This is a genomic window from Blastococcus sp. LR1 (genome assembly GCF_020166105.1).
Classification (GTDB): domain Bacteria; phylum Actinomycetota; class Actinomycetes; order Mycobacteriales; family Geodermatophilaceae; genus Blastococcus.
This window is the reverse complement of sequence record NZ_JAIUJY010000002.1, coordinates 289,206-307,059: the sequence shown is the minus strand read 5'-3', so window position 1 is coordinate 307,059 and position 17,854 is coordinate 289,206. Positions and strand designations below refer to the sequence as shown.

General features: G+C 72.9%; 20 protein-coding genes. 16 read left to right on the top strand and 4 right to left on the bottom strand.

Annotated features, from left to right (window positions below):
• Window positions 1-90: 90 nt before the first annotated feature.
• The 5 genes from LBW97_RS06160 to LBW97_RS06140 all read left to right on the top strand — a co-directional run bounded on the left by LBW97_RS06160 (window position 91) and on the right by LBW97_RS06140 (window position 5,358).
• Window positions 91-1,086, top strand: a complete 996-nt coding sequence (locus LBW97_RS06160; protein ID WP_224498531.1) for an ATP-binding cassette domain-containing protein — start codon at window positions 91-93, stop codon at window positions 1,084-1,086.
• Window positions 1,083-1,892, top strand: coding sequence for an ABC transporter permease (locus tag LBW97_RS06155; RefSeq protein WP_224498530.1), 810 nt, complete (start codon window positions 1,083-1,085; stop codon window positions 1,890-1,892). Before LBW97_RS06160 ends, LBW97_RS06155 begins: the two co-directional genes overlap by 4 nt.
• A 69-nt stretch (window positions 1,893-1,961) precedes the next feature.
• The gene (locus tag LBW97_RS06150; RefSeq protein WP_224498529.1) at window positions 1,962-4,019 is read left to right on the top strand and encodes a M3 family metallopeptidase; all 2,058 of its coding nucleotides are present in this window, start codon (window positions 1,962-1,964) and stop codon (window positions 4,017-4,019) included.
• Between the two features lie 65 nt (window positions 4,020-4,084).
• Window positions 4,085-4,399, top strand: coding sequence for a hypothetical protein (locus LBW97_RS06145; protein ID WP_224498528.1), 315 nt, complete (start codon window positions 4,085-4,087; stop codon window positions 4,397-4,399).
• 32 nt (window positions 4,400-4,431) lie between these two features.
• Complete coding sequence (locus LBW97_RS06140) at window positions 4,432-5,358, top strand: DUF5996 family protein (RefSeq protein ID WP_224498527.1); 927 nt, start codon at window positions 4,432-4,434, stop codon at window positions 5,356-5,358.
• A 30-nt stretch (window positions 5,359-5,388) separates the two neighbouring features.
• Here LBW97_RS06140 and LBW97_RS06135 read toward each other — a convergent pair whose 3' ends face one another.
• Entirely contained in the window at window positions 5,389-5,721 is a 333-nt protein-coding gene (locus tag LBW97_RS06135) for an RNHCP domain-containing protein (protein WP_224498526.1), read from the bottom strand.
• A gap of 7 nt (window positions 5,722-5,728) precedes the next feature.
• Window positions 5,729-6,232, bottom strand: a complete 504-nt coding sequence (greA, locus tag LBW97_RS06130) for a transcription elongation factor GreA (RefSeq protein WP_224498525.1) — start codon at window positions 6,230-6,232, stop codon at window positions 5,729-5,731.
• A 247-nt stretch (window positions 6,233-6,479) separates the two neighbouring features.
• Here greA and mca point away from each other — a divergent pair, with 247 nt between their 5' ends.
• The 5 genes from mca to LBW97_RS06105 all read left to right on the top strand — a co-directional run bounded on the left by mca (window position 6,480) and on the right by LBW97_RS06105 (window position 10,408).
• Window positions 6,480-7,367, top strand: a complete 888-nt coding sequence (gene mca, locus LBW97_RS06125; RefSeq protein WP_224498524.1) for a mycothiol conjugate amidase Mca — start codon at window positions 6,480-6,482, stop codon at window positions 7,365-7,367.
• A complete protein-coding gene (locus LBW97_RS06120) occupies window positions 7,364-7,690 on the top strand; it encodes a hypothetical protein (RefSeq protein WP_224498523.1) in 327 nt (108 codons plus the stop codon). The genes mca and LBW97_RS06120 overlap by 4 nt, the downstream gene beginning before the upstream one ends.
• A 28-nt stretch (window positions 7,691-7,718) precedes the next feature.
• Window positions 7,719-8,384, top strand: a complete 666-nt coding sequence (locus tag LBW97_RS06115) for a maleylpyruvate isomerase N-terminal domain-containing protein (RefSeq protein ID WP_224498522.1) — start codon at window positions 7,719-7,721, stop codon at window positions 8,382-8,384.
• Window positions 8,385-8,505: 121 nt separating this feature from the next.
• The gene (locus LBW97_RS06110; RefSeq protein WP_224498521.1) at window positions 8,506-9,114 is read left to right on the top strand and encodes a hypothetical protein; all 609 of its coding nucleotides are present in this window, start codon (window positions 8,506-8,508) and stop codon (window positions 9,112-9,114) included.
• Between the two features lie 43 nt (window positions 9,115-9,157).
• Entirely contained in the window at window positions 9,158-10,408 is a 1,251-nt protein-coding gene (locus tag LBW97_RS06105; RefSeq protein WP_224498520.1) for a geranylgeranyl reductase family protein, read from the top strand.
• Here the strand turns inward: LBW97_RS06105 and LBW97_RS06100 are convergent.
• Complete coding sequence (locus LBW97_RS06100; protein WP_224498519.1) at window positions 10,401-10,976, bottom strand: rhomboid family intramembrane serine protease; 576 nt, start codon at window positions 10,974-10,976, stop codon at window positions 10,401-10,403. The genes LBW97_RS06105 and LBW97_RS06100 overlap by 8 nt on opposite strands.
• A gap of 8 nt (window positions 10,977-10,984) precedes the next feature.
• A complete protein-coding gene (locus LBW97_RS06095) occupies window positions 10,985-11,800 on the bottom strand; it encodes a hemolysin III family protein (protein ID WP_224498518.1) in 816 nt (271 codons plus the stop codon).
• A gap of 126 nt (window positions 11,801-11,926) precedes the next feature.
• Here LBW97_RS06095 and LBW97_RS06090 point away from each other — a divergent pair, with 126 nt between their 5' ends.
• From LBW97_RS06090 to LBW97_RS06065, 6 genes are all read left to right on the top strand, one after another.
• A complete protein-coding gene (locus LBW97_RS06090) occupies window positions 11,927-12,706 on the top strand; it encodes an isoprenyl transferase (protein ID WP_224498517.1) in 780 nt (259 codons plus the stop codon).
• A gap of 22 nt (window positions 12,707-12,728) precedes the next feature.
• Window positions 12,729-13,946, top strand: a complete 1,218-nt coding sequence (locus tag LBW97_RS06085) for a DUF885 domain-containing protein (RefSeq protein WP_224498516.1) — start codon at window positions 12,729-12,731, stop codon at window positions 13,944-13,946.
• A gap of 3 nt (window positions 13,947-13,949) precedes the next feature.
• Window positions 13,950-14,315, top strand: a complete 366-nt coding sequence (locus LBW97_RS06080) for a hypothetical protein (protein WP_224498515.1) — start codon at window positions 13,950-13,952, stop codon at window positions 14,313-14,315.
• A gap of 69 nt (window positions 14,316-14,384) precedes the next feature.
• Window positions 14,385-15,371, top strand: a complete 987-nt coding sequence (locus LBW97_RS06075; RefSeq protein WP_224498514.1) for an ATP-binding cassette domain-containing protein — start codon at window positions 14,385-14,387, stop codon at window positions 15,369-15,371.
• Window positions 15,368-16,126 (top strand): ABC transporter permease, encoded by a 759-nt coding sequence (locus LBW97_RS06070; protein WP_224498513.1) that lies wholly within the window; start codon window positions 15,368-15,370, stop codon window positions 16,124-16,126. The genes LBW97_RS06075 and LBW97_RS06070 overlap by 4 nt, the downstream gene beginning before the upstream one ends.
• A 327-nt stretch (window positions 16,127-16,453) precedes the next feature.
• Window positions 16,454-17,827: a PhoH family protein gene (locus tag LBW97_RS06065; RefSeq protein WP_224498512.1), complete on the top strand. Its 1,374-nt coding sequence runs from the start codon at window positions 16,454-16,456 to the stop codon at window positions 17,825-17,827.
• Window positions 17,828-17,854: the final 27 nt, after the last annotated feature.

The following is a 17,854-nucleotide window of genomic DNA, read 5'->3' as shown; positions in this document are numbered from 1 at the left end:
ATCCGCGGGGCGGGACAGGAAGGCCTGCGCGTGTACGGGACGGAGAAAACCGGTGGGGAACTGTCAGTGGGCAGGCCTAGCGTCCGCGGCATGACAGACGCCATCGTGGTCGAGGGGCTGGTCAAGCGCTTCGGCGCCACCACCGCTCTCGACGGAGTGGACCTGACCGTGGCCGAGGGCTCGGTGCTCGGGCTCCTCGGCCCGAACGGCGCCGGGAAGACGACGGTGGTGCGCGTCCTCGCCACGCTGCTCGGCGCGGACGAGGGCCGGGTGGAGGTGGTCGGGCTCGACGTGGCCCGGCAGGCCGACGAGGTGCGCGCGGCCATCGGCCTCACCGGCCAGTACGCCGCCGTCGACGAGTACCTCACCGGGTTCGAGAACCTGGAGATGGTCGGGCGGCTCTACCACCTCGGGAAGCGCGAGGCGCGGAAGCGGGCGGGGGAGCTGTTGGACCGGTTCGACCTGACCGACGCGGCGAACCGGCCGGCCAAGACCTACTCGGGCGGCATGCGTCGCCGCCTGGACATCGCCGCCTCGCTGATCAACCGCCCGCGGGTGCTGTTCCTCGACGAGCCGACCACCGGCCTCGACCCGCGCAGCCGGCTGGCCATGTGGGAGTTTATCGCCGAGCTCGCCGACGGCGGGACGACGATCCTGCTCACCACCCAGTACCTGGAGGAGGCCGACCGCCTCGCCGACCGGATGGTCGTCATCGACCGCGGCCGCGTGATCGCGCGCGGAACCTCCGACGAGCTCAAGGCCCAGGTCGGCGGTCAGCGGCTGGAGTTCACCGTCACCGATGCCGGCGTGCTGCCCCGCATGGTCGAGCGGCTCCGCCCGCTGGGGGTCGACGACCCGGTGGTCGACGAGCAGGCCCGGCGCCTGTCGCTGCCGGTCAGCGGCGGTGCGGAGGTGCTGGCCGAGGCGCTGCGCCTGCTGGACGGCGACACCGACCAGATCTTCGACGTCGGGCTGCGCCGCCCCGACCTGGACGACGTCTTCCTCGCCCTCACCGGACGGGCGGCCGAAGAGGTCGCCACCGACGACCCGACGACCGAGCCGGCCATGACCGGAGGTGCCCGATGAGCAGCCTGGCCGCGACGTTCTCCGACAGCGTCGTCATCACCAAGCGGAACCTGATCAAGGTCAAGCGGGTGCCGGACCTGATCGTGTTCGCGACGCTCTCGCCGATCATGTTCGTGCTGTTGTTCCGCTACGTGTTCGGTGGCGCGATCGGTGGGCTGCCGCCGGGCGTCTCCTACGCGGAGTTCCTGCTGCCGGGGATCTTCGCCCAGACGATCGTGCTCGGGTCCACGACGACCGGGGCGAGCATCGCCGAGGACCTGCAGAAGGGCCTCATCGACCGCTTCCGCTCGCTGCCGATGGCCCGTTCGGCGGTCCTGGTCGGGCGCACGGTGGCCGATCTCGGGCTCAACGCCATCTCCATCGTGGTGATGGGGCTGACCGGGCTGGTGGTGGGCTGGCGGATCAACTCCTCCGTGGGCGAGGCGGTCGCGGGGTTCTTCGTGCTGCTGCTGTTCGCCTACGCGGTCTCCTGGCTGATGGCACTGGTGGGCCTCCTCGTCCGGACGCCGGAGGTGGTCAACAACGCCAGCTTCATGGTGATCTTCCCGCTGACGTTCGTGGCCAACACGTTCGTGCCGCTGGAGTCGTTCCCGTCGGCGCTGCGCACCTTCGCGGAGTGGAACCCGGTGTCGGCCGTGGTCCAGGCGGCGCGAGACCTCTTCGGCAACTCCTCGCCGCTGTCGCCCGTGCCGGACGCCTGGTCACTGCAGAACCCGGTGCTCTACACGCTGATCTGGGTGGTTCTCATCCTGGCCGTCTTCGTGCCGCTGTCGGTGCGCAGCTACGGCCGCGCCGCCGGTCGCTGACGAAGGCCCCGCCGCCCCACGCCCGGTCCCTGCAGCGGGGCCGGGCACGGGGCGGGAGGATGGACGGCGATGAGCACTGCTGACGCCCTCGCCGCTGACAACCCTCTCGCCGCGCCGTCGGAGCTGCCGTTCCGGCTGCCGCCGTTCGCCGACATCACCCTCGAGCACTGCCGCGAGGCGCTGCTGGCCGGAATGGCCGAGCACCGCCGTGAGGTCGCCGGCATCGTCGGATCGGCCGAGGAAGCGACCTTCGAGAACACGATCGTCGCACTGGAGCGGGCCGGCGCCCTGCTCGACCGGGCGTGGTCGGTGTTCGGCAACCTCTCCTCGTCGGTCGCCACGCCGCGGCTCCGCGAGATCGAGCGCGAGATCGCGCCACTGGCCGCCGCTCACGACGACGCCCTGCGCCTGGACCCGGCGCTGTTCGCCCGCGTCGACGCGGTGCACGCCTACCGCGAGACCGCCGGGCTGGACGCCGAGTCGCTGCGGCTGGTCGAGCGGTACCACCTGGACTTCGTGCTCGCCGGTGCCCGGCTGGACGACGCGGGGCGGGCGCGCCTGAGCGAGCTGAACCAGGAGCTGTCGGAGCTGTCGACGACCTTCGGCCAGAACCTGCAGCTGGCGACCGAGGCCGCGGGCGTGCGGGTCGCGGACGCCGCGGAGCTCGACGGGCTGAGCGACGAGGAGGTGGCGGCCGCCGCGCGTGCCGCCGCCGACCGCGGGGTCGACGGCTACCTGCTGACCCTGGTGCTGCCCACCGGCCAGCCGCTGCTGGCCAAGCTGCGCAACCGGGAGCTGCGCCGCCGGGTGTTCGAGGCATCCATTGCCCGTGCCTCCGGGGGCGAGCACGACAACCGGCCGGTCGCCGAGCGGATCGCCCGGGTGCGCGCCGAGCGGGCCCGGCTGCTGGGCTTCGCCACCCATGCCGACCTCGTCCTCGCCGACCAGACGGCGGCGACGACCGAGGCGGTCGACGCGATGCTGGCCTCGATGGTCCCGGCGTCGGCGGCCAACGCCGAGGCCGAGGCGGCGGTGCTCCGCGAAGCCGCGGAGCGGGACGGCGTCGAGCTGGCGGCCTGGGACTGGGCGTACTACAGCGAGCGGGTGCGGGCCGATCGCTACGCCGTCGACACCGCGGCGCTGCGGCCGTACTTCGAGCTCGACCGGGTGCTGGTCGACGGCGTCTTCCACGCCGCCGAGCTGCTCTACGGCTACCGCTTCACCCCGCGCCCGGACCTCACCGGCTTCCACCCCGACGTCCGCGTCTGGGAGGTCACCGACGCCGACGGCGCCGAGGTCGGGCTCTACCTCGGTGACTTCTTCGCCCGCGAGGGCAAGCGGGGCGGGGCCTGGATGAGCTCCTTCGTCCGCCAGTCGGCGCTGCTCGGCACCAGGCCCGTCGTCTTCAACTGCCTCAACGTCTCCCGGGCACCCGAGGGGAAGCCCACGCTGCTGACCCTCGAGGAGGTCAACACGCTCTTCCACGAGTTCGGGCACGCGCTGCACGGGCTGAGCTCCGCCGTCACCTTCCCGCGGTTCTCCGGCACGAGCGTGCCGCGGGACTTCGTGGAGTTCCCGAGCCAGGTCAACGAGATGTGGGCGCTCTGGCCGGAGGTGCTGCGGCACTACGCCCGGCACGTGGAGACCGACGAGCCGCTGCCGGCCGCCGTCGTCGAGGCGATCGACGCCGCCCAGCTCTGGGGCGAGGGGTTCGCGACGCTGGAGTACCTCTCCGCCACCCTGCTCGACCAGGCCTGGCACCGGATCACGCCGGAGACCGAGGTCGGCGACCCGGTGGAGTTCGAGGCCAAGGCCCTGCAGGATGCCGGGGTCGCTTCCGAGCTGGTGCCGCCGCGCTACCGGACGACGTACTTCCAGCACATCTTCGCCGGGGGCTACTCCGCCGGTTACTACTCCTACATCTGGTCGGAGGTGCTGGACGCCGACACGGTGGAGTGGTTCAAGGAGAACGGCGGCCTCCGGCGCGACAACGGGAACGTCTTCCGCGAGCGGCTGCTGGCCGTGGGCGGATCGGTGGACCCGCTGGCCGCCTTCCGGGCCGTGCGGGGCCGCGACGCCGACCCCGGGCCGCTGCTCCGTCGTCGCGGTCTGGCACCGGCGGCCTGATCGATCGGGGGACACCCCGCACGCAGTGACCCCGGCGGTGGGGCCGGTGCGCCACGATGCCGGGCATGGACGTCCTGATCGGCATCGTGGCGATGCTCGTACCGGCGAGTGCGATCGCGGCGGTGCTCCTCCCGCCGGTCCTGCTGGCGGTGGGACGACGCCGTCCCCTGCTGGCGGCCGGCGCCTACCTGGCCGCGTTGGCGTTCGTGGCCGCCTGGGTCATCGCCGCGAACGACCACATGGAGTGGGCGGACCGCACCGGCGGGCAGGGCAGCGTCGTCGCGGGCGGCTCCTGGCTCGTCCTGGCCCTCGCCGCGGCCACGTGCTCCGTCGTAGCCTCGCTGCACCGCTCCCCGGCCGTGCCTGCCGCCCAGGCCTGACGCCGACGGGCCCGTCCGCCAGGAGGTACCCGATGGAGCTGTTCCCGCCGATCCCGTACGCGGGGTGGTCGGACACCCTCGCCACGGTGCACCGGTTCGCGCAGGTGGTCGGCCGCGTGCGGCTGCTCGCAAGCCCCCGGCGCAACCACTGGTGGAACGTTCCCTTCCACCTCACCGGCCGCGGGATCACGACCCGCCCCATGGGCCTGGACCCGACGTTCACCATCGACCTCGACCTGCTCGACCACCGCGTCGACGTCACCACCGTCGACGGTCGGCGCGCCTCCTTCGGCATGGTCGGGCGCTCGGTCGCGTCGTTCCACCGGGAGCTGCAGGTCTCCCTGGCCGCCGTCGGCGTCTCCGGCGTCGACATTGCCGGTGCGCGCCCGTTCGACCTGCCCGACGCCGACCGGCCCTTCGCCGAGGACACCGAGCACGCGAGCTACGACCCTGCCGCGGTCACCCGCTACTGGCAGGTGCTCAGCCAGGTCAACGTCGTCCTGGAGGAGTTCGCGGGTCACTTCTCCGGCAAGACCAGCCCGGTGCACCACTTCTGGCACACGTTCGACGTGGCCGTCACCCGGTTCTCCGACCGGGTGGTCCCGCCCGCCGAGGGCACCGACGCGGTGACCAGGGAGGCCTACTCCCGCGAGGTCGTCAGCTCGGGGTTCTGGTTCGGGGATCCGACCTATCCCGACCCGGCGTTCTACTCCTACACCTCGCCGGAGCCTGCGGGGCTGGCCGACGCCGAGCTGCCCGCCGGCGCGACGTGGGTCGAGCGCGGGGGCAGCCACCTGGCCGTCCTGCCCTACGACACAGCGCGGAGTGCCCACGACCCGAGAGCAGCCGTGTCGGCCTTCCTCGAGGCGGCCTACCTCGCGGGGGCCACGCGAGCCGGGTGGGACGTCGAGGCGCTGGCCTGCCGGAACGGCATCACCGACCCCGCGCGCAGGGGCTGAGCCTCGCCCGAACGGCCACGGACCCGGGCGTCAGAGCCAGGGGAGCGAGAGCACCAGGTCCAGATCGTCGGGGGCGTCGCCGTCGCGGACCAGCCGGTTGGGCTGGCGGTGGCCGCACGCCGTGCAGCGGTGCACCACCTGCCAGCCCTTGCCGGACTTCTCCACCAGCCCGACCGGCTCCATGGGCTGCCGGCACTCGCTGGCCCGGTCACCGGGCAGCTCGTCGACGTGCAGCGACCACAGGCAGTACGGGCAGTGGTTGCGGTAGTGCCCGTCGGTGTTCGCCGGTACGGGTGCCGCGCAGTGCACGCACGGGAAGCCGGTGTTCTCCGCGCGGCGGGAGCGGCCGCGAGGTCCGGTCACCGACTGATCAGGGGACGAACGGCTCGATGCCGACGACCTCGACGGTGATGGCCTTCCCGTTGGGGGTCTGGTACGTCACCTTCTTGCCCGGCTTCGCGCCCATGATCGCCGCGCCCAGCGCCGACTCGGGGGAGTAGACGGTCAGGTCGGTCGTGCCCGCGATCTCGCGGGAGCCGAGGAGGAACTTCTCGGTGTCGTCGTCACCCTCGAACCGGATGGTGATGACGGTGCCGACGCCGGCGTTCGTGACCTTCGTCGGGGGCTCGCCCACGTGCGACTTGCGGAGCAGGTCGGTGAGCTGACGGATGCGGGCCTCCTGCTTGCCCTGCTCGTCCTTGGCCGCGTGGTAGCCGCCGTTCTCCTTGAGGTCGCCCTCTTCGCGGCGGGCGTTGATCTCCGCCGACATCGCCGGGCGGTTCCCCACCAGCTGGTCGAGCTCGGCCTTCAGCCGGTCGTAGGCCTCCTGGGTCAGCCAGATGCCCTGGTCCTGCTCGTCAGTGGGGGTGGACACGGGGGAGAACTCCTGGAACTCGTGGGTGGCGGCCCGGTCGGGCCGCCGCGGGTCGATCCGGCCAAGCTAACACCGCCGCTCGGCCCGGTGCATCGATCCGCCGCGGACGCCGGGCACCTGAACCGCGACGTACCGGCACGGGATCGGGCCTCTGCAAGGGCTGTCCGGGTGGTCCTTCCGGGCGAGGTGTGGGCCACACCTCGTGGGCATCCGTCATCACCGCCGCCGGGCGAGGGACACTGTGCGGGTGACCCAACCCGACCAGCTGCGCCTGCTCGCCGTGCACGCTCATCCGGACGACGAGTCGAGCAAGGGCGCCGCCACGATGGCGAAGTACGTGGCCGAGGGTGTTCGCGTTCTGGTGGCGACCGCCACCGGAGGCGAGCGCGGCTCGGTGCTCAACCCGGCCATGGACCGCCCCGAGGTGTGGGAGCGGCTGCCGCAGATCCGCGCCGAGGAGATGGAGCGGGCCCGCGACATCCTCGGGATCGAGCAGGAGTTCCTCGGTTTCGTCGACTCCGGGCTGCCCGAGGGCGATCCGCTGCCGCCGCTGCCCGAGGGCTGCTTCGCGCTGGTGCCGCTCGAGGAGGCGGCCGCGCCGCTCGTGGCGCTGATCCGCCGGTTCAAGCCGCAGGTGATCACCACCTACGACGAGCGCGGTGGCTACCCGCACCCCGACCACATCAAGACCCACGAGATCTCGATGTACGCCTTCGACGCCGCCGCTGATCCGGACCGCTATCCGGAGCTCGGCGAGCCCTGGCAGGCGAGCAAGCTCTACTACCACATGAGCTTCACGCTGCCCCGGACGAAGGCGATCCACGAGGCGATCCTGGCCAGCGGTGAGGAGTCGCCCTACACCGAGTGGCTGGCGAACTGGGATCCCGCGCACGACATCTCCCACCGGGTCACCACGCGGGTGCCCTGCGGCGAGTACTTCCCCGTGCGTGACGCCGCCCTGATCGCGCACGCCACCCAGATCGATCCGCTCGGCCGCTGGTTCGCCTGCCCGGTGGAGACCCAGCAGGAGATCTGGCCGACGGAGGACTACGAGCTGGTCCGCTCCCTGGTGGACTCGACCACGCCGGAGGACGATCTGTTCGCCGGCATCCGAAGCGAGGTGGGCGTCCGATGAGTTCCGCGGCACAGGTCCTGATCACCGCCGGCGAGCAGCTGCCCGAGGACGTCGGCAAGTCCGGCCCCTTCGGCCTGCTGCTCGTCGTCCTGCTGCTCATCGCCGCCGCGCTGCTGGTGAAGTCGATGAGCGGGCACCTCAACAAGCTGCCGCACAGCTTCGACCCGGCCGACCGGGAGCCGGTCGTCGAGGTTCCCGACGACATCTCGGAGCTCGACGACCCGGCACAGCCGGGCCAGGAGCTCCTGGACACGTTGCGCAGGGCGCCGCTGGCGATCGAGGCGCCCCGGCGCGACGAGGACGGCACCGCTACCGAGCGCTGACCTCCGGGAGCCGTGCCAGGCTCCCGGGGTGCTCGAGACGACGAACCTGCTGCGCACCGCGTACGACGACCTCCGCGGGGTCCTGGGCGACGTCGCGCTGGCCGGCGAGCAGTGGTCGCCGACGGGGTGCCGCGGCTGGGCCGTGCACGACCTGACGTTCCACCTGCTCGGGGATGCCCGCCGGGCCCTCGTCGGCCTGAACACGCCCGCCGGCGGGCCTGCGGAGCGAGACGCCGTCAGCTACTGGCGGGCGTGGCAGCCGCCCGGCTCGGACGACGACGCGGCCATGCTCCGGACCCGGACCGTGGCCGGCGTGGCGCTGAGCTCCGCGGAGCTCGTCGAGGAGTACGCGGAGACGACGGCGGCGGTGCTCGTGGCGGCCTCCCGGATCGCCCCGGGGGAGTTCGTGCGGACGCAGGGCCGGGTGCTGACGGTCGACGCGCTGCTCTCCACGCTGGCTGTGGAGGCCGCCGTCCACCACGTCGATCTCGTGGCGCACCTCGACCGGCCGGGGCCGTCGGCCGGGCCCCTGGCGGAAGTGCGCCGGGTGCTCGAGGGCCTGGCAGGTGGACCGCTGCCGGTCGCCTGGGACGACGTCACCGCGGCCCGCCGGGGAACCGGCCGGGAGCCGCTCACCGCCTCGGACCGCGCCGAGCTGGGGGAGCGCGTCGCGGCCTTCCCCCTGTTCGGCTGACCGGCCGGGTTCGCGAGGGCCGGCGCGGTCCGCTCAGGGCGTAGTCGTGGAACTCCCGCAGCACGCGAGAGCGGCTTACCGTGTAAGCGTGTAATCAACACGTTGACCACTGGAGGTCACCATGCTCGGACACCGTTCTCCCGATCAGTTCCCCTTCGCCGGCGGAGGGCTCGGCGCCGGCCGCGGCAGGGGAGGCCGGGGACGCGGCTCGGAGGCGCCGCCGCCGATCGACCGCACCGAGGTCGCCGGCTGGTTAGCCGGGCGGTTGCCGGACGGCTGGTTCACGGGACCGGTGGAGCTGACCGTGGACCGGGACGAGATCACCGTCGTCGGCACCCTGCCCGAGCCCGAGGCCGGCGAGGGGGACGCCGACTCGGCGCGGATCGGACGCATCGAGCGCTTCCGGGAGGAGACCCGCAGCGAGCGCATGGCGGTCGCCGACGCCGCTCAGCAGCGGTACGGCCGCTCGGTGGCCTGGGGCGCCGCGTGCGGCGGGACGCGACAGCTCTTCACGCACGCCTCGGTCCCGGTGATGACCCGGTTGCGGCAGCCCGAGCGCCTGGTGCTGGACACGCTCGTCGACGCCGGGGTGGCCCGCTCCCGCTCGGAGGCGCTGGTGTGGGCGGTGCGGCTGGTGGGCCGCAACGCCGACGCGTGGCTGAGCGAGCTGCGGGTCGCGATGACGGCCGTCGAGGAGGTCCGCGCCCGGGGGCCGCAGCAGGAGGACTGAGCGGGGTGCTCGCCCTGTCGTCCCGACCAGGGACACTGGGCCGGTGACCTCCGCGCCCGTCCCCGCCGCCACCGACGTCCTCGTGGTCGGTGCCGGGCCGGCCGGCTCCTCGGCCGCCGCCTGGGCGGCCCGTGCGGGGCACGACGTCGTCCTCGCCGACGCGGCGGTCTTCCCGCGGGACAAGACCTGCGGCGACGGCCTCACCCCGCGGGCGATCGCCGAGCTGGACCTGCTGGGGCTGGGGGACTGGGCGCGCTCGAAGGCCCGCAACCGGGGCCTGCGCGCGGCGGGCTTCGGGCGCCAGTGGGAGCTGCCCTGGCCGGGCGGGAAGTTTGCCGACCACGGCAGCGCGGTGCCGCGCACCGAGCTGGACGCCCGCATCCGGCAGGTCGCCGTCGACTCCGGCGCGGTTCCGTTCGAGGGCGCCCGCGCCGTCGACGTCGAGCGGAACGGGGACCGCGTGACCGGCGTCGTCTTCGAGCTCGCCGACGACAGCCGGACGACCGTGGGGTGCCGGCGGCTCGTCGTCGCCGACGGCGTCCGGTCCCCGCTCGGCCGGGTGCTGGGTCGCACCTGGCACCGGGACACCGCCTACGGCGTCGCTGCGCGCAGCTACGTCCGCTCGGCCCGCAGCGACGACGAGTGGATCAGCTCGCACCTGGAGCTGCGCGGCACCGAGGGCGAGCTGCTCTCGGGCTACGGCTGGGTCTTCCCGCTGGGCCGCGAGGCCGGCGAGGTGAACCTCGGCGTCGGCACCCTGGCGACGTCGAAGCGGCCGGCCGGGGTGCAGCTGAAGTCGCTCCTGGAGTTCTACGCCGAGAGCCGTCGCGAGGAGTGGCAGCTCGACGGGGCGGTGCGGGACGTGACCTCCGCGCTGCTGCCCATGGGTGGCGCGGTCTCCGGCGTCGCCGGCCGCAACTGGGCGCTGATCGGTGACGCCGCCGGCTGCGTGAACCCGCTCAACGGCGAGGGCATCGACTACGGCCTGGAGACCGGCCGCACGCTGGTCGGGATGCTGGGCGAGGACGACTGGACGACGTCCTGGCCGGCGACGCTGCGCCGGCACTACGGCGAGGCGTTCTCCATCGCCCGGCGGCTGGCCGGCCTGCTGACGGTGCCGCGCTTCCTGCCCGCTGCGGGTCCGGTGGGCATGCGGTCCCGCCCGCTGATGACGGTCGCCCTGCGGGTGATGGGCAACCTGGTCACCGACGAGGACCGCGACCTGACCGGCCGGCTCTGGCGTCTCGCCGGCAAGGCCTCGGTGAAGCTGGACGAGCGCAAGCCGTTCAGCTGACCCGCCGGGCGAGGACCCGGGCGGCGAGCACCCCGCCCACCGCGCCGAACAGGTGTCCCTGCCAGGAGATCCCCGGGCTCGGCAGCAGTCCGCCCAGCAGCGTGCCGCCGTAGACGATCGCCACCAGGAGGCCGATCGCGAGGTAGTGCAGTCGCCGGTCGAACAGGCCCCGGGCGACCAGGTAGGCGGCGAATCCGAAGACCACACCGCTGGCCCCGATGTGCAGCGAGCCGTCGGCGCCGAACAGCCAGGTGCCGAGCCCGCCCACCAGCGCGACGATGACCGTGACGGCCAGCAGGCGGGCCAGCCCGCTGAGCGCCACGACCGCGCCGAGCACCAGGAACGGCACCGTGTTCCCGGCCAGGTGCCCGAAGTCCGCGTGCAGGAACGGAGCCAGGACCACGCCGGTCAGCCCGTCGACCTCCCGCGGCTCGATGCCCAGCAGGTCGAGTCGCCCGCCGAGCACCACGTGCACGATCTCCGCCACCCACATGACGCCGGCCAGCACCGCCAGCGTCAGCAGTCCGGCCCGGCGGTCCTCCCGGGACGACGTCGCAGAGGCGCTCATGGCCGGTCTCAGCCGACGAACGGGGAGTTGAACACCGCGAAGTAGACGGCGATGTAGTGGCAGATCGCCGCGACGACGGTCATCGCGTGGAAGACCTCGTGGTAGCCGAAGGTCGCCGGCCACGGGTTGGGCTTCTTGATGCCGTAGGCGATGCCGCCGAGGGTGTAGAGCACGCCACCGACGGCGAGCAGCACCATCGAGGCGACGCCGGCGATGTGCAGGATGTCGGTCAGCACGAACACCGCCACCCAGCCGAGGCCGATGTAGAGCGGCACCCCCACCCAGCGCGGCGCGGTCGGCCAGCTCATCTTCAGCGTGACGCCGGCGAGCGCGCCGGCCCAGACGAAGGCGAGCACCCAGTAGCCGGTGGGCTGGTCGACGGCGAGCAGGGCGAAGGGCGTGTACGTCCCGGCGATGAACAGGAAGATCATCGAGTGGTCGAGCCGCTTCATGATCTTCCAGCCGCGGGGTGACCAGCGGCGGCGGTGGTAGAGCGCGCTGATCCCGAACAGGCCGCAGATCGTCACGCAGTAGACGGCCACCGACCAGCCGGCCCGCGCCCCCTGGTTCGCGGCGAGCGGGATGAGCACGGCGCCGGCGATGATCGCGCCGAAGAACGAGACGAGGTGGATCCAGCCGCGTGCCCGGGGTCGCGTGTCCGGGTGGGTCCAGTCGGAGTCGGCGAAGTCCGTGGCGTCCCAGGCGCGCTCGACCTGCTCGCCCTCGGCGACGACGGTGGCGACGGCTTCCTGCGCGGGGGCCTCGACTTCCGAGCCGTCCGCCTCCACCCGGACTGTGTCGCGATCGTGCGGAGAGACGCTCATGGCCCGAGGTTACGGAGCCGTAGGTACGGCGTCACCACGACAGCCCTGTGAGCTTGCTGCCAGCGCCGCGTCCGACGGGCCGGGGAGCTGCGGGCCGGAGGGCAGCGCGAGGCCTACTGTGACCGCGTGGGGGTGCGTCGGCAGGTCAGGGACGCCCTGATCCAGGTCTACGAGCGCCGGCTGGCCCGTGCCCTGGTGAACGCCGACGTCCCCCGCCACGTCGGCGTGATCATGGACGGCAACCGCCGGTGGGCGCGCTCGATCGGCCTCGACGACGTCGCGCACGGCCACCGCCGGGGCGCGGACAAGATCGTCGACCTGCTCGGCTGGTGCGACGACGCCGGCGTGCAGGTGGTCACCCTCTTCATGCTGTCCACCGACAACCTGCGCCGGTCGGAGTCCGAGCTCGAGGCGCTGCTCGGGATCATCGAGGACGTCGCCGTCGACCTGTCCCGGCCCGGGCGGCGCTGGCGGGTGCGTTCCATGGGCGCTCCGGAGGTGCTGCCGGCGCGCACGGTGGCGGTCCTGGAGCAGGCCGAGCGGGACACCTGCACCCGCGCGGGTGCGACGGTGAACCTCGCCGTCGGCTACGGCGGGCGGCAGGAGATCGCCGACGCCGTACGGTCGCTGCTGGCCGAGCACGCCGAGCGCGGCACCTCCCTGGAGGAGCTGGTGCAGGCGCTCGAGGTGGAGCACATCGCCGAGCACCTGTACACCCGCGGCCAGCCCGATCCCGACCTGGTGATCCGCACCAGCGGCGAGCAGCGGCTCTCGGGCTTCCTGCTGTGGCAGACGGCGAACACCGAGTTCCACTTCACCGACGTGTACTGGCCTGACTTCCGCCGGGTCGACTTCCTCCGCGCGCTGCGCGACTACTCCGCCCGGCACCGCCGTTTCGGCGGGTAGGCGGAGCTGCGAAACTGCGTCCATGACCGCCGGAGCCCTCGACGTCGCCCTGGAGTACGTGCGGCTGGGACTGCGCTTCGACCGCGTGGAGCCCGGGTTCGTCGACGCCTACACCGGCGATCCGCGGATCCGGGCGCAGGTTCTGGACGAGCCGGCGCCGACGCCGCAGCAGCTCCGGGACCGGGCGCGCGAGCTGCTGGCCGAACTGGACGCCGCGGAGCTGCCGGAGGACCGGGCGGACTTCCTGCGCGGGCAGCTGACCGGGCTGGAGTGCAGCGCGCGGAAGTTCAGCGGTGAGCCGGTCGGGTTCGTCGAGGAGGTCCGCAGCTACTTCGAGGTGGACGTCGAGCTCGGCGACGAGGCGGTCTACGCCGCCGCGCACGCGGACCTGGACTCGTTGCTGCCCGGCGACGGGACGCTCGCCGAGCGCTACGCCGCCCACCGCCGTCGTGAGGAGTGCCCGCCGGCCCGCCTGGAGGTCGCGGTGCACGCCCTCTCCAGCGCGTTGCGCGACCGGGTGCGCGGCCAGTACGGGCTGCCCGAGGTGGAAACGGTCCGGTACGAGGTCGTCACCGACAAGCCGTGGTCGGGCTTCAACTACTACGAGGGCGGCTTCCGCTCGAGGGTGGCCATCAACGCCGACCTGCCGCACCGGCTCAGCCAGCTCCCGCACCTGGTGGCGCACGAGTCCTACCCCGGCCACCACACCGAGCACTGCCGCAAGGAGCGCGGGCTGGTGGAGCGCACCGGCCGGATCGAGCACACGGTCTTCCTCGTGAACACCCCGGAATGCCTCATGGCGGAGGGGCTGGCCGACCTCGGCGTGCAAGCGGCGATCGGCGAGGGCTGGGGCCCGTGGGCGGCGGACATCCTGGGCGACCTCGGGCTGCGCTTCGACGGGCATCTCGCCGAGCGGATCGCGGCGGCCGCCGCTCCGCTGAACCGGGTGCGGCAGGACGCCGCCGTGCTGCTGCACGACCGAGGGGCCGGCGCCGACGAGGTCAGCGCATTCCTGCAGCGCTGGTCGCTGGTGAGCCCGGAGCGCGCCCGCCAGCAGATCCGCTTCCTCACCGATCCGCTGTGGCGGGCCTACACCTCCACCTACGTGGAGGGCTTCGCACTGCTGTCGCGCTGGCTGGATGCCCGGCCCGCCGATCAGCCGGTCGCCGACCGTTTCCTGCGGCTGCTGGACGAGCCGCTGACCCCCGGCCGCGTCACCGCCGAGCTCCGGACCGCCTGAGCCGTGTCCCGCCGATCACCTGCGCAGGCCAGGTTCCTCGGGCTCTGGTCCGCGGGCTGGCTCGCCCTCCTGCTCGTGCTCGGGATGCTCCGGTTCGGCGACCCGGCCGTGCAGTGGCCGGTGCTGCTCGTGCCCGCGCTCTGGGCGCTGGTCGCGCTGCGGCCGCGACGCCGTGCACGGACGGCGGGGGCGGATCGCGAACCGCCGTCCCGGCGCCGGCGCGAGGAGCCGGAGGAGATCCCGTGGGACGACGACTCCGGGCTGCCGTTGTACGACGACCCGAGCCTTCCGCCGAGCACGCGCACCGACACCGTGGAGCGCCCGGCGGTGCGTCGTCGCCCGGATCCGCGCGAGGACGACCGGTGGTGAGCGCCGGAGGCTGACGCCTTCGGCGAAATCGCTGGCTCCGTGTCGGTGGGATCCCCGATGCTGTCCTGCGTGATCTCCGCCCGCGGGCTCGCCCGCACCTTCCGCAAGCGCAAGCAGGAGGTGCACGCCGTCGTCGGCGTGGACCTGGACGTCGCCGCCGGCGAGATCGTCGGCTTCCTCGGCCCGAACGGCGCCGGGAAGACGACGACGCTGCGGATGCTCACCACCTTGATCGAGCCCACGGCCGGGGAGGCCACGGTCGCCGGCTGCGACCTGCGCACGGACCCGGTCGGTGTGCGACGGCGGATCGGCTACGTCTCGCAGAGCGGCTCGACCGCTCCGGAGGCGCGCGCGGGGGAGGAGGTCGTCGACCACGCCCGGCTGTACGGGATGAGCCGTGCGGACGCGACCGCCCGCGGGCAGCGGCTGTTCGCCGAGCTCGACCTGGACGGTCTCTGGGAGCGCCAGCCCAAGGCGATGTCGGGTGGTCAGCGGCGCCGGCTGGACATCGCGATGGGGCTGATCCACGAACCGGGTCTGGTCTTCCTCGACGAGCCGACGACCGGCCTCGACCCGCAGGCCCGGGCCAACCTGTGGCAGCACATCCGGGCGCTGCGCGAGGAGCGCGGCACCACCGTCTTCCTCACCACCCACTACCTCGACGAGGCCGACGCGCTCTGCGACCGGATCCTGGTCATCGACCACGGTTCGATCGTCGCCGCGGGAACCCCCGACGAGCTGAAGTCGCAGGTGGGCGGCGACGTCGTCACCGTCACCGCCGACCGGGAGGTGGTAACCGAGGTGGCCCGTCTGGCGGCCGCGCTGCCGGGGGCGGAGCCGCCGCAGGTGGTCGACGACCGGGTGGTGGTCCGGGTGCCGCACGGCGGTACCGCGCTGGTGGAGTTGGTCCGCGGGCTGGACCGCGCCGACGTCGCCGTCAGCGGCATCGAGAGCCGCCGGCCCAGCCTGGACGACGTCTTCCTCGGCCTGACCGGCCGTTCCCTGCGCGAGACGGGCGCCGCCCCGGCCGCGGTCCAGGAGGTGGCGACCCGATGAGCACGCTGCTGCACGACACCGGGGTCGTCTTCGCCCGGGCCATGCGCCTCTCCCTGCGCAATCCGGCCTGGCTGGTGATCAGCCTGCTGCAGCCGGTGCTCTACATCCTGCTGTTCGGCCCGTTGCTGGAGCCGCTCTCCGGCCAGCTGGGCTCGGGGAACGCCTATCAGATCTTCGTGCCCGGGATCCTGGTGCAGCTGGGCATCTTCGGGGCGCTGTTCGTCGGCTTCGGGCTGATCGCGGAGTACCGGGCCGGCGTCATCGAGAGCCAGCGGGTCACGCCGGCCAGCCGCACCGCGCTGCTGCTGGGCCGGGTGCTGCGCGACGTCGTCGTGCTGCTGGTGCAGGGCACCCTGCTGGTGCTGGTGTCGCTCCCGCTGGGTCTGCGGGCGCCGCTGCTCGGGGTGCTGCTCACGCTGGTGGTGATCGCGCTGCTCGGTGCGGCGTTCGCGTCGGTCTCCTACGCGCTGGCGCTCACGCTGAAGAGCGAGGACGCGTTCGCACCGCTGCTCAACGCCTTCGTGCTCCCGGTGCTGCTGCTGTCGGGGATCCTGTTGCCGATGTCGCTGGCGCCGGGCTGGCTCCAGGCGGTGAGCGACGTCAACCCGCTCAAGCACGTCGTCGAGGGGGCGCGGGCCTTCTTCGTCGGGGGCTACGACACCTCCACGGCGTGGTGGGGCGTGGCGATGACGCTCCTGCTGGCGGTGCTCGGGTGGTACTTCGGCGTGCGACGTTTCCGGCGCGAGTCCAGCTGATGAAGGACTCCGACGCCCCCGGCACTCGCATGCTGGCGCCGGGCCCCTGCGTGGGGGCCGTTCCATCTCCTGGGGCAGATGTGACGGCGGTTACCCCGTTGAGTGAACTTCAGGTACCGGCCGGGTCGGTGCAGGCGCCTTTGTCGGTGGGCGGGCCTACCGTCCGGGGTGGAAGGCGAGGTGTCCTCGCCGTCCACGGGAGGCCCGGTTGGTGCGACTGCGTTCGTCGATCAGGGGGGCCGGTACCCGGCCTCTGCGCCGGGGCCCGGCCACCTTCGAACCGGGGCGCGCCTCTGTCACGAGGCCGCGTCCCACGGGAGCCGACACATGACCGAGCTCGCGAGGTCCGTAGAGAACAGCACCCCTGGGCGTACCCGGGACGAGCGCCAGCGAGGACCTGGCACGACCACTGCCCGCCGCACGTTCGTCCTCGACACCTCTGTCCTGCTCTCCGACCCTCGCGCGCTGCTGCGCTTCGGGGACGCCGACGTGGTGCTGCCGCTCGTCGTCATCGGTGAGCTGGAGGACAAGCGCAATCACCCCGAGCTCGGCTGGTTCGCCCGGCAGACGCTCCGGATGCTCGACGACCTGCGGGTCACGCACGGCCGGCTGGACGCCCCTGTCCCGATCGGTGAGGCCGGCGGCACGCTGCACGTCGAGCTGAACCACAGCGACCCGTCGGTGCTCCCGGCCGGCTTCCGCAACGACAGCAACGACTCGCGGATCATGGTGGTCGCCCTCAACCTGCGGGCCGAGGGCCGGAACGTCTGCCTGATCACCAAGGACGTGCCGCTGCGGGTCAAGGCGGCCGCGGTGGGGCTGGACACCGACGAGTACCGCGCGCACGACGTGGTCGACGCCGGCTGGACCGGCATGGCGGAGCTCTCGCTGGACGACGCCGAACTCGACGCCCTGTACGAGAGCGGGGAGGCGTTCCTCCCCGCGGCCGCTGAACTGCCCACGCACACGGGGCTGGTGCTGCTCTCCTCGCGCGGGTCGGCCCTCGGCCGCGTGACGCCGGACAAGCAGGTGCGGCTGATCCGTGGCGACCGCGAGGCGTTCGGCGTCCACGGGCGGTCGGCGGAGCAGCGGATCGCGCTGGACCTGCTGCTCGACCCGGAGATCGGCATCGTGTCCCTCGGTGGCCGCGCGGGCACCGGCAAGTCGGCGCTGGCCATCTGCGCAGGCCTGGAGTCGGTCATGGAGCGCCGGGCGCACAAGAAGGTGGTCATCTTCCGGCCGCTGTACGCCGTGGGCGGTCAGGAGCTCGGCTACCTGCCCGGCGGCGAGGGCGAGAAGATGTCGCCCTGGGCGCAGGCGGTCTACGACACGCTGGGTGCGCTGGTCTCCAAGGAGGTCCTCGAGGAGATCGCCGCCCGCGACCTCATCGAGGTGCTGCCGCTGACCCACATCCGCGGCCGGTCGCTGCACGACTCGTTCGTGATCGTCGACGAGGCCCAGTCGCTGGAGCGGGGCGTGCTGCTGACGGTTCTGTCCCGGCTGGGCACGAACTCCCGGGTGGTCCTGACGCACGACGTCGCCCAGCGCGACAACCTGCGGGTCGGCCGGCACGACGGCATCACCGCCGTCATCGAGAAGCTCAAGGGGCACGTCCTCTTCGCGCACACGACCCTCACCCGGTCCGAGCGCTCGCCGATCGCGGCCCTGGTCACCGAGATGCTGGAGGACCTCCCGATCTGACGGCTCCCGCCCGCTGGATCGATCGCC

Coding starts and splice junctions, on each gene's coding strand:
- LBW97_RS06160 (WP_224498531.1), top strand. CDS start 91: ATGACAGACGCCATCGTGGTCGAGGGGCTGGTCAAGCGCTTCGGCGCC.
- LBW97_RS06155 (WP_224498530.1), top strand. CDS start 1,083: ATGAGCAGCCTGGCCGCGACGTTCTCCGACAGCGTCGTCATCACCAAG.
- LBW97_RS06150 (WP_224498529.1), top strand. CDS start 1,962: ATGAGCACTGCTGACGCCCTCGCCGCTGACAACCCTCTCGCCGCGCCG.
- LBW97_RS06145 (WP_224498528.1), top strand. CDS start 4,085: ATGGACGTCCTGATCGGCATCGTGGCGATGCTCGTACCGGCGAGTGCG.
- LBW97_RS06140 (WP_224498527.1), top strand. CDS start 4,432: ATGGAGCTGTTCCCGCCGATCCCGTACGCGGGGTGGTCGGACACCCTC.
- LBW97_RS06120 (WP_224498523.1), top strand. CDS start 7,364: ATGAGTTCCGCGGCACAGGTCCTGATCACCGCCGGCGAGCAGCTGCCC.
- LBW97_RS06110 (WP_224498521.1), top strand. CDS start 8,506: ATGCTCGGACACCGTTCTCCCGATCAGTTCCCCTTCGCCGGCGGAGGG.
- LBW97_RS06100 (WP_224498519.1), bottom strand. CDS start 10,976: ATGAGCGCCTCTGCGACGTCGTCCCGGGAGGACCGCCGGGCCGGACTG.
- LBW97_RS06095 (WP_224498518.1), bottom strand. CDS start 11,800: ATGAGCGTCTCTCCGCACGATCGCGACACAGTCCGGGTGGAGGCGGAC.
- LBW97_RS06085 (WP_224498516.1), top strand. CDS start 12,729: ATGACCGCCGGAGCCCTCGACGTCGCCCTGGAGTACGTGCGGCTGGGA.
- LBW97_RS06070 (WP_224498513.1), top strand. CDS start 15,368: ATGAGCACGCTGCTGCACGACACCGGGGTCGTCTTCGCCCGGGCCATG.
- LBW97_RS06065 (WP_224498512.1), top strand. CDS start 16,454: ATGACCGAGCTCGCGAGGTCCGTAGAGAACAGCACCCCTGGGCGTACC.